The following is a 13,350-nucleotide window of genomic DNA, read 5'->3' on the forward strand; positions in this document are numbered from 1 at the left end:
GTCCCTCCTGAATGTGTTATTAGCTCTATCCTATATTGAAGAGAGATATTTGTATAATATATAATTCATATTATTATTATTTAAACGATGTATAACTAAGTAGACAGAAGGGAGATGGTAGGGTTGGAGCTTCGCCAATTGGAGTATTTTTTAGCCGTAGCTGATGAGTTAAACTTCAGTCGAGCAGCCGAAAAGCTGCGCATTACCCAACCACCCTTAAGCTTGCAAATTCAAAACCTCGAAAAGGAACTAGGCTTCCCTCTTTTTCATCGCACTAACCGCTTTGTGCAGCTTACGGACGCTGGCAAAGCTTTCGCAGAAGAAGTGCGAAAAATCTTGGATCATGTCGACCGGGCCATCGTAAATGCCAAACGCACACATGATGGAGAAGTCGGAACGTTGACGGTGGGATTTGTTGGTTCAGCCACTTATGATATTCTTCCTGCAGTTTTGCGTGAGTTCCGCAATGAGTTTCCCACTGTCCAAGTGCATCTGCATGAGTTATCTACCCCTATGCAAATCACGGCTTTAAGAGAAGAAGAGATTGATGTCGGGGTTCTTCGCCCGCCTGTACAGAGTCCCCATTTGGTGACAGAAATCATATCTACAGTTCCATGCGTCCTAGCTGTGCCTAAGCACCATCCTCTAGTTGAGATTCCTCAACCTACTCTAGGCGATCTGTCTGGTTATCCGTTTGTTATGCTATCAAGGAAAACCTGGGCTGGACTATACGATCAGGTTCTCGGTTTATGTAACCCTCTTATCAGACAAGAAGCCCTCGAATTTCAAACTGTAATTGGTCTAGTAGCGGCTGATTTAGGAATTGCAGTTGTTCCTGAATCAGCTATGAATCTCCATTCGCAGCATGTGGTTTATCTGGAAATGGGTGGTCAGTTGCCGGAGGCCCACATGGGCGTTTGCTGGCGCAAGAATGATCCATCTCCTTTAGTCAGGGAATTTGTCCGAATGTCCTTGGCGTTTAAGAATAAAAAATAAAAAAGAACCGGTTTCCGGTTCTTGCATCAATTATATTTTCATCATTATTTTTTTCCTAGGATGAATCACATTGGTTACACCTTCAAAATAGTGCCGGTGGGTAGAATAAGAGCGAACGGTCGTATATCCAGAAACAATATGATAATGAGACCCATCCTGCAGGTAAATGGCCGGACCCGTTTTACCCGTAAACTCATGGTTATGCCGTTCATCGGTTGACGTATATCCTACATAATGATGAACATGGTTAGGCTCATCTGACTCTGGATTCGTTGTGTAATGGAAGGTGTGAAAATGTCCTCCTTTTCCTTCTATTGACGTTACGCCCTTAAAATAATGGGAGTGTGTGATCACATACTTTTCCAACTGGATTCCTCCTTCAGGTACCGTATTCCTCCTTTCATACTATGTAGGTTATTACCTAGATGTTTCGAATTTTCAACTTATTGGGATTGTGATACTGCGGTCCTCTCCGACGATGGCTTGGAAGTAGGGTGGAATGAATAAGGTAGAGCCTAGTTGGGTTATAATGCAAGGCCCATATACTATAGCATGGGGGAACAACTTGTCCCGTCGATAGAAAGAAAGCTCAACATGCTCCAACTTCTCACCAAAATTGAACAAGCCTTCTAGCCTTTTAAGCAACGCCAGCGAAGTAGGACGGTACCAGTCTTGTACCTGTTCCTCAGAATTCTCCATAAGCTTTGCTAGATATTGATTGGTCTCCAATCCCAACTCAGGGTAGGGCGGAATAATGACTCCAGCTAAACCTGCGCTTTTAGCCAGTTCGACCGCGTGGAGTGGCCCAACCCCACCGAGCGCTATCAAGTTCGTATCCCGAGCTTTTTTGTTCCTTTCCTTCAGGATGAATTTGATTTCCCTCGTTAGGGTACAGTTAATCTGTTCCAAAACTTGCTGCGCTATTAGATAAGGGTTTGCACCCTTCTCCTGAGCCAAGGCCAGCAAGACATGATACGATTGTTTAAGCTCAAGAATATGATTGTATTCCAAAAAATCATAGGGATAAAGCTTTCCCAGCAACATATGGACATCCATCAGCGTTGGCGACACACCTCCAAAACCATAGCAGGCAGGACCTAAAGCTTCCCCAGCCTCAACTCCGAAGTGGAAAGAACCAGCTGGGCTGGCGCTAATTATATCTTCCCCTCCAATTGGAAGATATCTTCTTTGTACTGAGGTTTTATGTGCCCCTATGTCCAATGTAATTCCAGGGTTATCCATTTTCCCCTCTTTGGCTTCAATTAGCTCTGCATGTGGAAATAAAAGCCGAAGTTCGCTTTCTGCATTCTTTAAACCTGTACCATACACCACTACTTGAATTTCTTCCGTCGGGATATCAATGATGGGCAGATTACAAGGAAAACCTGTTACCCGTAGTCGAAATTGGCGGGTGACCTTCCCTTCTCTCCTATCAAATACACATAATTTTACGGTCTTATCCCCTACATCGATCGCGATTACGCTCATTCCCCTTACTCCCCCTTAACAAAGGTGTTTGCTACACCATACTTACTCATGTTAAGAAGGGATTATGAGGGTTATTGTTGTCCATACCCTTTAAACTTTTCAATCAAAATCTTCATTTCTTCATCTGGCAGTAACACCGGCTCACCAATACTTTTTGCCCTGTAATACACTTCTGCACAAAATTCAATTTCTTCGGCTATGTTAAAAGCGTTCATAATGTCGTGTCCACCAGCTATTAGACCATGATTAGCCAAAAGAACGGCTTTACGGTCAATCATGGCATCAAAGGCATATTCCGCCAGTTTTCTTGTGCCAAAGGTGGCATACGGTGCACAACGTACATTATACCCAGCATAGGCCACGAGATAAGAAGCGGCAGGCAGCTCCCAATTAAGAGTTGATATCGTGGTGGCATAGGGTGAGTGAGTATGGACCACAGCCTGGATGTCATCCCTTTTTTCATAGAAGATGCGGTGCATCTCGAGCTCACTAGAGGGCTTGCGATGCCCGTCAACCACATGTCCATTGAGATCCAAAACAACCACGTCCTCGGGGCGGGTATGGAAATAATCTATTCCGCTAGGACTTATGGCCATGAGCTTCTGTTCTCGATTCAAGATACTGATATTCCCGCCGGTACCCTTCGTTAGCCCAGATTGGATTAACTTTTTACCATACTCAACAATGTCTTCTCGCTCCTGATTTAGTATCACTTGCATAACCCCCTTTGAATTTCTTTCCAAGATAGGCTTCTTTCCATTATTATCACCCAGTATTCTTACTCCATGTGCAGGAACAAACCCAGGCTATATGGAAGAAGCCGTTTTAACTTTCATACCAGTTTGTGGTAGGATGATCATATAAAATATGATGCAAGTTTCCAAGGAGGTCTACATTTCCATGTCAAACTTTGATATTTTTCTAGATCGCTACGCCCAATTAGCCGTCAAGGTCGGAGTAAACATCCAACCGGGACAGACCTTAGTCATAACCGCCCCACTTTCATCTGCTGACTTTGTACGCAAGATTGCAAAAAATGCTTATGAAGCAGGTGCGAAAAACGTACATACTGAATGGACGGACGATGAGCTTACTAGAATGAAATATGACCTCGCTCCAGACGAGGCTTTTTTGGAATATCCCTTGTGGAGGGCAAAAGGCTTCGAAGAAATGGCAGAGAACAATGCGGCTTTTTTATCCATAGTAGCCTCGAATCCTGATTTATTAAAAGGGGTGCCGCCTGAGCGAATTGCTGCAGCAAATAAGGCCACAGGTCAAGCCATGAACAAGTTCAGAAGCTATGCTATGGCAGATAAAGTCAGTTGGTCAGTTATCGCTGTTCCCTCCCCTGCTTGGGCAGGAAAGGTATTTCCTGACCTACAAGGGCAAGAGCAAGTAGACGCCCTATGGCAAGCTATCTTTGAAACAACGAGAATCACACTTGACGATCCCGTGCAAGCCTGGCAAGAGCATAATCTAACCTTAGGTAAAAAGGCTGAGTATTTAACCCAGAAAAAGTACCGGTACTTGCATTATCAGGCTCCTGGCACAGATCTAACTATTGAGTTGCCTGCGATGCATCTTTGGGTAGGGGCAGGCAGTCATAATGAGAAAGGGACTCCGTTCATGGCTAATATGCCTACGGAAGAGGTATTTACTACTCCCTTCAAGGAAGGAGTTAACGGAACGGTTCGCAGCACGAAGCCGCTAAGCTATAGCGGAAACCTCATAGAGAACTTTTCGTTAACCTTTGAGCAAGGAAGAATTGTAGATTTTTCTGCTGAAAAAGGCTATGACGTATTGAAGAGGCTCATTGAAACCGATGAAGGCTCTCATTATCTCGGAGAAGTGGCCTTAGTTCCTCATGACTCTCCTATTTCTCGTAAAAACCTTATTTTCTATAACACTCTGTTTGATGAAAATGCCTCGAATCATTTAGCCATAGGTAATTCTTATGCGTTTTGCTTAGAGGGTGGCAAAACGATGAGTAAAGAGGAATTAGAGCAGCATGGACTAAACCAGAGCCTGACACATGTAGACTTTATGATCGGCTCTGAATCCATGAATATCGATGGAGAAACAGCCGACGGTAAACGTGAACCCATATTCAGGAATGGGAATTGGGCATTTTAAATAAAGCTTCATACTCTATCCAACAAATGGCAACCCCATTCTCGACTCTTCGCCGGGGTTGCCCAATTTTAGTGCTGATAATTATTGATCTCGTAATTCGTTAATCCATTGTTGGAATGTCTCAATAGCTGCTTCAGTAGTTGGGAATTTTCTTTCTTCTTCCAGCTCAAATAAAGGGAAATCTAAGATCCTATTTTTCCTTACAACCACAACATTTTCTATAATTTTCATTTCAACGAAATAGGGAAGTAATTCATCATCCACATATTCATATGTTCGCACATGGCCAAGAACAGAAATTTCATTCGGTTTTAGATCCAATGCGTTAGCAAGTGACATTATCGTTTCGTTCTCAAAATAAAACATACAAACCTCCTAATTTGTTAAGAGAAAGTTTTCTCATAGCCCTATTTTAATACACCTAGGAGGTTAGTCAAAGTATAGAATAAAGACCACTTCGAATAATAGAAGTGGTCTTTATTGGTTTCATATGCTTTTCTTTACTTTAAATTATTTCCAATCTATCGTCCTGGAACCTTAAATATCCTTTTATCTCTTCTTTAATTAATTTTATCTCTGCGTAGAGATTCATTCTCTCTTGATGTTATATCAGATCGCATGACCTTTTCTTTTAATTTTTCCTTCTCAGTGGTAAGTTGTTCGATTAATGTTTTATCATGAGAACGATAATATTTCATAAATATTGCCCCTTAGTATTTATGTTTTAAATCCAACAAAGCATATCATTATTTTATATCCAAGCATCAAAAATGTAAAGGCTTTCAAGGTGTTGAGCACTAAATATTTTTAACTATAATGACAAAAAGTCCTCCACCGAATCATGATGGAGGATCATTTGATTATCATCATGTACGCTGGCTTTTAAAGAAAGAAATCAGCGTGATGGCTTTTCTTTACTCATTTCATCCCGATAGCAATCAATATAGATCTTCCCGTCATCTAAATATTCCATATAGCTTACTTCTTTGATTTCCTTAATTCCATTTTTACTTAGGGTATCAAACAGCCGATCCTTATTCCAACCGATCTCACTCAACTTTTTTTCATCAAGTTGTCCGTCAATAATGAGCTCGATACTTGGATTTCTCTTCACAATGGCTAGCGAAAGATCCTTCCTTGTCACCGCTTCTTCAGCCGCTTTCTTCAAGACCGATAAACTTCCGTCTGTTTCCATAACGGCAAATTCTACATCAGCAACAGTGAACAAACCGTTCTTTCGAAGAAGCATCCGCAAATGATCGATATCAATCCGCATATTGCGCAGATTCGCTTCGAGTATTTGTCCCCCTTTGATGACAACGATGGGTTCCCCTTCTGTCAGCTTTCTGATTTTCCGAGAACGTTCCCCAACATAGGACGCAAGGATAGATAAACTAGCTAATAAAGCAAGTGCCAGTATGGTTCGACTCAAGCTAATGGATTGATCAGAAATAACGCCAGCTGCAACATCCCCGATTGTGATCCCGGTTATGTAGTCGAAGTAAGTCATGTGAGAGATTTGTTTTTTCCCTTGAAGCCGGGTTAGTATCAAGAGAGTTATAAAAATGATCGGAACTTCCCAAAAAAGTTGAAGGAAATCCTTACTCATACGTCACTCCCTAAAATGGCTACTTTTTCTTTACTGGATTTTGTTGTTGAGATTGCTGCTTTCTTTGATCCATCATGTTCACAGATCCTTCTTGTTGATTAGGGTATGGTGTCGTGCCATTTTTCTGCGGTTTCATCTTATCCCTCCTAGTATTTCTTAGTATTCTAACTCTCATAGAAAAAAACACCTTAATATAGGTGTTTTTTTAAAGTGGCTTATTTCATCGCTATCGCTTTTTGTGCCTTTTTCACATCACCGGCTAGTAGTTCCGATAAATTATAGGCTGGATTATTCGCAAAGAGTGCCTACCTTAGCCTGCCTAGTACAGTTAGCGGTTGGGTGAGTTGTTGCTGGAGCATCGTGAGGAGCCCTTGTTCGAGGGTTACAATAACACAAGTCGAAGGCCCTGCAGATTTATCTAGAGATAATGTCGATGGCAACCATTCCATGTTCAGCCGATTCCGGTCAACAAGTGTCTTGATCTCGTATCCGATTCCCTTTGAACCCACTGGAACAATCTCATGAACCCCGATTAAGCCTCGCAAGTACATAACTGTCCGAACATCAGTAATTTCTGGGTCATCCAATGTAACTTCATTACCCACCTTTGGGAAACCAATGCATACAATAAAGTCCTTATCATTGCTGTGCCGAATGACAGCTGGAGCTTCTCCCATGATTACAATTCCTGCTCCAGTCTGCACAGTAACCATATTGTCTTCCGTACTTCCATTAATGCCGTCCTCCACGATCCCAGCAATAGCAGCTTCATCTTGAATACCTTTGATTATTTGCTTTCCCATAGGATTCATCTCTACATTCAGCGTGTTAAACAAAAGACAAGGCTTTGCACCTACAGAAATAATCTCCATGAGGGCTGTACGAGCAAGAAACCGCCCAACAGCATAGGGAGAGGCGTTGACTTGATCCATCGGTTTTGAACCAACGCCGCTACTAGAATCACAGGCAAAAACTAGCTTCCTATCCCCTAAGCTTAGAATAGTTAGATCTCGAAACCTCTCCAGTGGATAGAGATTCATCTTAGCCCCTCCTCTTTAAAGGTGCATAGAGGAGACCTACGACGAAAAGATTCAACGCGGTTCCAACTAATAAAGGAATGACCATGGCCGTAAAAAACGGCCAACCGAATCCTGGTACATAAATAAATAAGGCAGGACTGCCAATTCCGTTTAGAAGCAAAGTCAAAAGCAAAGCTGGTTTTATCCCCCACTTCGTATTGCACCATCCCATTAATATCGCAATCCCAGCCATTATTAGCCCTATAATCCCATGCATTAAAACCGTCAAAGGAAATCCTGCGATCAAGGAAGTGGCCAAATGACCAACGAACGCTACGATAGCCCCCGCAGATGGGCCAATTAAAAGAGCTGCAAGGAATGCTGGAGCAGAATCGAACGCTATGGTTCCCGCGGGGCTAGGTATTTTCAAGTAGCTTCCGACCACGGCTAACGCTATGAATATCCCCATCATGGTTAATCGTTTTACTTCTAAAACGCGGATTGCCTGTTCTGTTCTCATGCTTATTCTCCTCTCGATTAAAATACAAAAAAGCCTTCAATGAGCCTTGGACTCATTGAAGACTTTGCCGTCATCTTCATACAATCTTCGTAATAGGCAGGTCTCCTGGCTACGGTTCTCTTTACTCCCTTGCCTTCCCGCTTGATACGGTGGTCTTTAAGGTTTCATCCCCGATTACAGTGGTGGGTCCGCATCGTTTGAGACACAGGTGTCTCTTCGATTTCCCTATTCTCCCCTATGGGCACCTATTGCGTTTGTAAAACTAATTATTAATAATACTAACTCTCTGTGGATGTAACTGTCAAGAAAATTTTTCCTTTGAATAGACCTTTATCCACTATAAAAAACCGAAGCATATCATCTTCGGCTGATACCCTAGTTGCTAGATTCCAGCTGATCTTTGCAATCGTTTAGCCAGTTCCATAAACAAATCAGGGTCATAAGCTGCCGGGGCAAATTCTTCAGGCAGCTCTTCATGTTCAGGTATTGGAGCGCCTTCAGGAGCTCCAAAGATCACTTCTAATTTACTGCCATCAGAAGGATGGGTCCCTTTCCATATTTGGGTTATTTCTCGATAATCCTTATCATGCTACCTATTATCTTCTACAAATAGCTGTACAAAGGAAAAGCCATATTGTCCCCCACGATTGATTCCAATACCCACTTGATTAAAATGAGGGTTCAGGATGTTCGCACGATGGGCCGAAGACTCCATCAGTGCTTTATGGGCTCCAGATAAAGTAAGACTGCCTGTGACATTCTCTGCTGCTCTTCGATAGCTTACCCCTGCGTGCTGCAGCATAGTAAAAGGTGAACCAAACCTAGGCGATCGATGGTCAAAGTAATCGTCTTGGATCATATCAAGGGCCTTAAACCGAGCCAACCGAGTTAATTGTGGATCAGAAGCAAGGGGCCGGAGCCCTGCACGGTTTCTTTCCTTGTTTATGAGCTCAAGCATTTTCTCCTCATCTTCATTCAATACAATGCGTAAGTAAGTCATTCTATTTGCATTGACCTTATAGAGGCCGGCTTGGTTGGTTTGTGCATTACCAGCCAACATTCCAGCAGAGCGACCGTCTGTAGCTGGTTTGGCACTAGGAAGGACCCCTTCATTATAAGTACTACCACAACCAGTAAGAATTAGAGCGTACAATAATGTTAGGATCCAGACTCTCCGTTTGTTCATACTACTATCTCCTTCTTTCCCGTCAGGTTGCCAACTTGATGTCCCTATTTTCACCAATTGTTTAAAAAGACATCCAAAATAATAAGGATGACCCATATATGAGCCACCCTTATCTCTTATTGACGGAAAGTTGTAACAGGAAGCCCCTGCATCATTTGGTTAGTGGAATAATTGTTGTTCATGTTGCGAATGTCTTGCTCAAGATGGTTACACAGGTTCATCATATGCTGAAATTGCTGAAGAGCAGTCTCGTGACCTTGAAGTGCCGTTTGAATGGTCTGGACAGCCTGGCGCTCACGCTGAGCCAATTGTTCGCACATCATCGCATTTTGTTGTTCTTGCTGAAGCATTTGCTGATACATCATATTAGATTGCTGGGTTTGACGAATAAGAGCTTGAACATGTTGACGAACTTCGTTAATTTCCTGAATTACATGCTGATTTAGTAACATGTGGAATCCCTCCTCTGGAATATAGAAAGATCTCTGGCGACTTCGCCTCCACTATTTTCAACTTAACCAGAACTTTTAATACCCTACATTTCGGTTACATTATAACTGGGTCCACGTTAAGGATGAGGAGGGTGAAAACATGAAGCGCAGAACAAATTCAAGAACTGGGCAGTTAGGCAGTGAGCAACAACAAAGACAAGCCATTCGGAGAGCACAGCAGCCCAATGTGTATGCACAGCAAGAAATGGAACAAGCTCAACCTGTAATTGATGGAAAAGACTAATGAAAAAAACCGCCTTCATGGCGGTTCTTTACATTTAGCCTACTTTCTTTCCAGGGAAGACTTTTCCGATATAGTTTCCGGATAACTCTACCTTGTACTTTCGGTTTGGCTGTACTTTTTCATATTCCTTTTTGTCAATCATGAAGGTTACATTTTGTTGGGCTGTAAAACTAGCTCCACGTGTAGTTTGATTGAAGGTAACTCTTGCTGTTACTTGATAGGTTTTCACTTTAGGGAATTTAAGATTCGGGCGAATTGGCTGCTTCACCATTTTCTTATGAAGAACAAAAATTTCACGGACCTCTTTATGTGCCCGATACATTTTTTCGAATTCTGCCTGACGCTTCTTCATTGATCGATAAAGTACAAAATAAATAATTCCTGTTACTGCGAGTATTATGATGGTATACATCCACCAAGCCATGGAAAAATCCTCCTTCAAGATAAATCAGACCTCGCCCGAGCGATGCCTACCGTTTATTATACATTATGGAGAAAGGAAAGCAACAGATTACTCTTCTCTCTACATCTTTATATTTACCCTAATTTTCAAAACTATAACCATTTCATGGGGGTTCCCATCACATCTTGACCCTTCCTCGAAAGGCTACCCACTGGAGAATGTACATACGTACCGGAACATCGGTCTATCCATTGGCCGATTGCACTTAACTATTCTTGATATATTTCCTACTAGGATGCGTAGAGTTAATCCTTTCTAACAGTAAACTTTGCCAGTAATTTAACCTCCCCTTCTGCATTCAGAGCACGTGCTTCACAAAGCCACATCGTATCCGTCTCTCCCTTAACCACCCCTTGAACCCTTATAGCTTCTCCGGGGCGAGTCATCGCCTTAAAACGAACTCCATATTTAGCAAGACGATCAATGGAAATCCAGGTGCCAATCGCTTGACCAACAAATCCCATAATTAGCATACCGTGAGCAATAACATCCCCTAAACCTGCCTCCTGAGCAAAGGGAACAACCGTGTGAATAGGGTTAAAATCTCCGGAAGCACCTGCGTATTGGACTAACTGCGTGTGGGTTATAGGATTCTTGTGTAGTTCAGGAAATTCGAATCCAACAAACATCCAAGGTTCCCTCCTTATATAGGTCTTTCAATCAACGTCGACTTTCCATAAATCACAACTTCATCTTTTTCATTTCGGAAGATGGATTCAATCACCACAAACTTCATGCCTGACTTCTGGTAAGCCTTGATGACTTTTGCATTCACCCGAAGCACATCTCCTGGTTTTACTTTTCCAAAATATTCATACTCCTGCTCCCCATGTAATACTCTCGGAAGATGGAGGTTGAGAGCTTCAATTAAAGTAAAGAAGTCCACTCCCCCCCACATTTCTACTGCTGTAGGGAAGGTCGGAGGAATCACATCCCCTGACAGATAGGCCGGATGTATATCGCCTATCGCTTTGGCAAATTCCTTAATTTTTCCTCTTTCAATGGTAAAAGTATAAGGTTCGAATTCAAAACCAACGAGTTCGTCCATCTAAAACTCCTCCCTTTCATCGTTTCCCTTAGATTATATTCCTCCTCCTTCTTTGTAACTCCTTTAAAATGTTGCGTCGTGAGGTATCTTTTTGCCCTCAGAAGAGCTATACTGAGAGGCAACAAAAAAATTTTGGGGTGCTAGGACGAGATGATTCGAGCGTTTCGTGTAAGTCTTAATGAGGAAAATATACAAGTATTCGTATCTAAGATTGACTATGACGTCTATAAGTCCGTTCATCGTCAAAAAGAACATGGCTGGCTTGTATCCATCCCGCAATGGAACTGGTCAACTTTTGTAAAAGAAGGAACTAAATCCTTAGACGACCCCCGTTTCTGGATAAGCCAATTATCGAGTGCCTACACAGATGACGAAGACGGAATACACAGTGTAGCTGAAGCCATTGCTAGGAAATGCTAAGACAGTAGGATGAAGGCAGGGGCGGGATAGTGCGCTAAAGCCCGGGTCAGGGCACCAAAACTCTCGTTTGATGCCCTCCAAGCCCGTCGAATCCCAGATCAGGGTACCAAAACCCTGGTTTGATGCCCTCCAAGCCCGCTGAAGCCCAGATCAGGGCACCAAAACCTCGGTTTGATGCCCTCCAAGCCCGCTAAAGCCCGGGTCAGGGCACCAAACTTACTTTAATACCTTCACATAACAAGTTCGATTGCGCGGACCATCAAATTCACAAAAATAAATACCTTGCCACGTTCCAAGAAGCAGCTTTCCATTGCTTATGATCACATGTTGAGAAGCACCTACCGTGCTCGCTTTCAAATGAGAGGCGGAGTTTCCCTCCCCATGCCGATAACGGGGATGTTCCCAAGGATAGACCTCACCCCATCTCATCAACATATCACGGACAACATCTGGGTCAGCATTTTCGTTAATTGTAATTCCTGCTGTAGTATGGGGACAATAAATAAGAACAGCACCCTCCCTAACTTGCTCCTGTTCAACAAGGGTTTTCACTTTAGAGGTAATGTCAATCATCTCATCGCTTTTTTTCGTTTGCAACTGTAGCGTATGAAGCATAAGTCCCTGCCTCCTTAATATCGAATTTTTCTTGGTATTCTGTCTGTACATCAGGTATGCTCAGCATAAACAGATAAAAAGACGGGGGTCTTAATATGAATTTAAATAATTATGTAGGAAAAAAGATCAAGATGTACTATGCCTCACCTAAAGGAGAAGTATTCGATATTGGGTTGGTTAAATCCTCTAACAACAATGCAGCCATCACACTTCTCAAAGAAGCAAGCAATGAATTACTAACCATCGGTGTTTACCGCATAACTAAAATTGAAATCCTAAACTAAAAGAAAAAAGCCAAGAAAGTCGTTCCAAAACGACCTTCTTGGCTTTACGATACCCAACGCGGAGGGGTGTTTTTATCCCAATAAATTTTTCCTAGCTCATGGTGGTGTTGGAACTGGTCCTCACGCTTATGATAATGAAAGCTGAACCAAAAACCATCTTGAGGGGGCTTCTCACGTCTGACATGGAAGCGAACAACATCTTCCCCACTTCGCACATCATAAAGATGATAGATCTTCTCGCCTAAGCCTGGTGCAGGGTTCGATGTTACTTCTACATGACGAAGCAAAGCTTCATCCGCATCTCGGCTAAAATCAGTAAGGACTCGCTCAAACTTTGGTAAAATTACCTGATCGTACTCGTCCCCAACTCGGGCTCCGATTACAGTCCCGAATTTTCTTTGCGCTTGTACTTTCGCTTGATATGTCATATAAGCAGTGAACTGTTCTCCTAACAATTCACGATCGAAGATGGTTTCCGATAACGCTTGCCAAGACGTTTCATCCCAAGATATAGGGGGATAAATCTCAGTTTGTTCCGGCTCCAGATAATCAAGGCTAGTAAACTGAACGGCTTGTTCACTCTCTAAACGAGATAAAGACTCTTGATTCGCTGTTTCGTTATGTAATATATAGGGTGGAGTAACAATTCCAAGAGTAAGTACAGTTATAAGGATACTCGTAGCTTTTCTTAACCAGGGAGACACTTTCCTTCACCACCGACTCTATCAAAATATTGAACCTCTTTGCTAGATTATACGCAGACTAGACCAAAAAGGTTTCATAAATTTTTGTAACCAAAAAAGTGCCCCATTTGGGACACCTTAACGCTAAGTT

At 42.5% G+C, this 13,350-nt stretch carries 20 protein-coding genes, 1 pseudogene and 1 riboswitch; of the genes and pseudogenes, 5 read left to right on the forward strand and 16 right to left on the reverse strand.

All coding sequences use genetic code 11. The features are described from left to right. Nucleotides 1-123: 123 nt before the first annotated feature. The gene (locus EIZ58_RS15490; RefSeq protein WP_134701739.1) at nt 124-996 is read left to right on the forward strand and encodes a LysR family transcriptional regulator; all 873 of its coding nucleotides are present in this window, start codon (nt 124-126) and stop codon (nt 994-996) included. A gap of 30 nt (nt 997-1,026) precedes the next feature. On the opposite strand, the gene EIZ58_RS15495 is transcribed toward EIZ58_RS15490, so the two are convergent. The 3 genes from EIZ58_RS15495 to EIZ58_RS15505 all read right to left on the reverse strand — a co-directional run bounded on the left by EIZ58_RS15495 (nt 1,027) and on the right by EIZ58_RS15505 (nt 3,197). Next, complete coding sequence (locus tag EIZ58_RS15495; RefSeq protein ID WP_167577735.1) at nt 1,027-1,362, reverse strand: YmaF family protein; 336 nt, start codon at nt 1,360-1,362, stop codon at nt 1,027-1,029. Nucleotides 1,363-1,434: 72 nt separating this feature from the next. Continuing rightward, complete coding sequence (locus EIZ58_RS15500) at nt 1,435-2,484, reverse strand: hydantoinase/oxoprolinase family protein (RefSeq protein WP_134701741.1); 1,050 nt, start codon at nt 2,482-2,484, stop codon at nt 1,435-1,437. A 71-nt stretch (nt 2,485-2,555) separates the two neighbouring features. Then, on the reverse strand, nt 2,556-3,197 hold the full coding sequence (locus EIZ58_RS15505) for an L-fuculose-phosphate aldolase (protein ID WP_134701742.1): 642 nt from the start codon (nt 3,195-3,197) through the stop codon (nt 2,556-2,558). 187 nt (nt 3,198-3,384) lie between these two features. Between EIZ58_RS15505 and EIZ58_RS15510 the strand changes: the two genes are divergently transcribed. Continuing rightward, complete coding sequence (locus tag EIZ58_RS15510; RefSeq protein WP_134701743.1) at nt 3,385-4,617, forward strand: aminopeptidase; 1,233 nt, start codon at nt 3,385-3,387, stop codon at nt 4,615-4,617. A gap of 81 nt (nt 4,618-4,698) precedes the next feature. On the opposite strand, the gene EIZ58_RS15515 is transcribed toward EIZ58_RS15510, so the two are convergent. The 8 genes and pseudogenes from EIZ58_RS15515 to EIZ58_RS15545 form a co-directional block, all read right to left on the reverse strand. After that, nucleotides 4,699-4,983 (reverse strand): hypothetical protein, encoded by a 285-nt coding sequence (locus EIZ58_RS15515; protein WP_134701744.1) that lies wholly within the window; start codon nt 4,981-4,983, stop codon nt 4,699-4,701. 194 nt (nt 4,984-5,177) lie between these two features. After that, entirely contained in the window at nt 5,178-5,315 is a 138-nt protein-coding gene (locus EIZ58_RS33455; RefSeq protein ID WP_167577736.1) for a hypothetical protein, read from the reverse strand. A gap of 197 nt (nt 5,316-5,512) precedes the next feature. Continuing rightward, complete coding sequence (locus EIZ58_RS15520) at nt 5,513-6,226, reverse strand: DUF421 domain-containing protein (protein ID WP_134701745.1); 714 nt, start codon at nt 6,224-6,226, stop codon at nt 5,513-5,515. 305 nt (nt 6,227-6,531) lie between these two features. Next, nucleotides 6,532-7,266: an AIR synthase related protein gene (locus tag EIZ58_RS15525; protein ID WP_134701746.1), complete on the reverse strand. Its 735-nt coding sequence runs from the start codon at nt 7,264-7,266 to the stop codon at nt 6,532-6,534. A gap of 1 nt (nt 7,267) precedes the next feature. After that, on the reverse strand, nt 7,268-7,765 hold the full coding sequence (locus EIZ58_RS15530) for an ECF transporter S component (RefSeq protein ID WP_134701747.1): 498 nt from the start codon (nt 7,763-7,765) through the stop codon (nt 7,268-7,270). Between the two features lie 78 nt (nt 7,766-7,843). Further along, nucleotides 7,844-8,029: riboswitch (cobalamin riboswitch) on the reverse strand. A 118-nt stretch (nt 8,030-8,147) separates the two neighbouring features. Next, a pseudogene (locus tag EIZ58_RS15535) lies at nt 8,148-8,351 on the reverse strand (manganese catalase family protein); the annotation flags it as partial. Between the two features lie 3 nt (nt 8,352-8,354). Beyond that, entirely contained in the window at nt 8,355-8,951 is a 597-nt protein-coding gene (locus tag EIZ58_RS15540) for a CAP domain-containing protein (RefSeq protein WP_167577738.1), read from the reverse strand. A 116-nt stretch (nt 8,952-9,067) separates the two neighbouring features. Further along, on the reverse strand, nt 9,068-9,403 hold the full coding sequence (locus tag EIZ58_RS15545; protein ID WP_134701750.1) for a hypothetical protein: 336 nt from the start codon (nt 9,401-9,403) through the stop codon (nt 9,068-9,070). A gap of 139 nt (nt 9,404-9,542) precedes the next feature. Here EIZ58_RS15545 and EIZ58_RS33460 point away from each other — a divergent pair, with 139 nt between their 5' ends. Further along, the gene (locus tag EIZ58_RS33460) at nt 9,543-9,686 is read left to right on the forward strand and encodes a hypothetical protein (RefSeq protein WP_167577739.1); all 144 of its coding nucleotides are present in this window, start codon (nt 9,543-9,545) and stop codon (nt 9,684-9,686) included. Nucleotides 9,687-9,720: 34 nt separating this feature from the next. On the opposite strand, the gene EIZ58_RS15550 is transcribed toward EIZ58_RS33460, so the two are convergent. The 3 genes from EIZ58_RS15550 to EIZ58_RS15560 all read right to left on the reverse strand — a co-directional run bounded on the left by EIZ58_RS15550 (nt 9,721) and on the right by EIZ58_RS15560 (nt 11,197). Then, nucleotides 9,721-10,110, reverse strand: a complete 390-nt coding sequence (locus tag EIZ58_RS15550; protein ID WP_134701751.1) for a hypothetical protein — start codon at nt 10,108-10,110, stop codon at nt 9,721-9,723. 284 nt (nt 10,111-10,394) lie between these two features. After that, entirely contained in the window at nt 10,395-10,778 is a 384-nt protein-coding gene (locus EIZ58_RS15555) for a MaoC/PaaZ C-terminal domain-containing protein (RefSeq protein ID WP_134701752.1), read from the reverse strand. 14 nt (nt 10,779-10,792) lie between these two features. Beyond that, complete coding sequence (locus EIZ58_RS15560) at nt 10,793-11,197, reverse strand: FAS1-like dehydratase domain-containing protein (RefSeq protein WP_134701753.1); 405 nt, start codon at nt 11,195-11,197, stop codon at nt 10,793-10,795. A 150-nt stretch (nt 11,198-11,347) separates the two neighbouring features. Here EIZ58_RS15560 and EIZ58_RS15565 point away from each other — a divergent pair, with 150 nt between their 5' ends. After that, nucleotides 11,348-11,617 (forward strand): hypothetical protein, encoded by a 270-nt coding sequence (locus EIZ58_RS15565; protein ID WP_134701754.1) that lies wholly within the window; start codon nt 11,348-11,350, stop codon nt 11,615-11,617. Between the two features lie 216 nt (nt 11,618-11,833). Here the strand turns inward: EIZ58_RS15565 and EIZ58_RS15570 are convergent, their stop codons facing one another. After that, a complete protein-coding gene (locus tag EIZ58_RS15570) occupies nt 11,834-12,232 on the reverse strand; it encodes a secondary thiamine-phosphate synthase enzyme YjbQ (RefSeq protein ID WP_134701755.1) in 399 nt (132 codons plus the stop codon). 95 nt (nt 12,233-12,327) lie between these two features. Here EIZ58_RS15570 and EIZ58_RS15575 point away from each other — a divergent pair, with 95 nt between their 5' ends. Further along, nucleotides 12,328-12,516 (forward strand): hypothetical protein, encoded by a 189-nt coding sequence (locus tag EIZ58_RS15575; protein WP_134701756.1) that lies wholly within the window; start codon nt 12,328-12,330, stop codon nt 12,514-12,516. Between the two features lie 44 nt (nt 12,517-12,560). Here the strand turns inward: EIZ58_RS15575 and EIZ58_RS15580 are convergent, their stop codons facing one another. Further along, nucleotides 12,561-13,220 (reverse strand): YpjP family protein, encoded by a 660-nt coding sequence (locus tag EIZ58_RS15580; protein ID WP_134701757.1) that lies wholly within the window; start codon nt 13,218-13,220, stop codon nt 12,561-12,563. Nucleotides 13,221-13,350: the final 130 nt, after the last annotated feature.

Origin of the sequence: Ammoniphilus sp. YIM 78166 (assembly GCF_004522215.1) — a bacterium.
In the GTDB taxonomy this organism is placed as follows: domain Bacteria; phylum Bacillota; class Bacilli; order Aneurinibacillales; family RAOX-1; genus YIM-78166.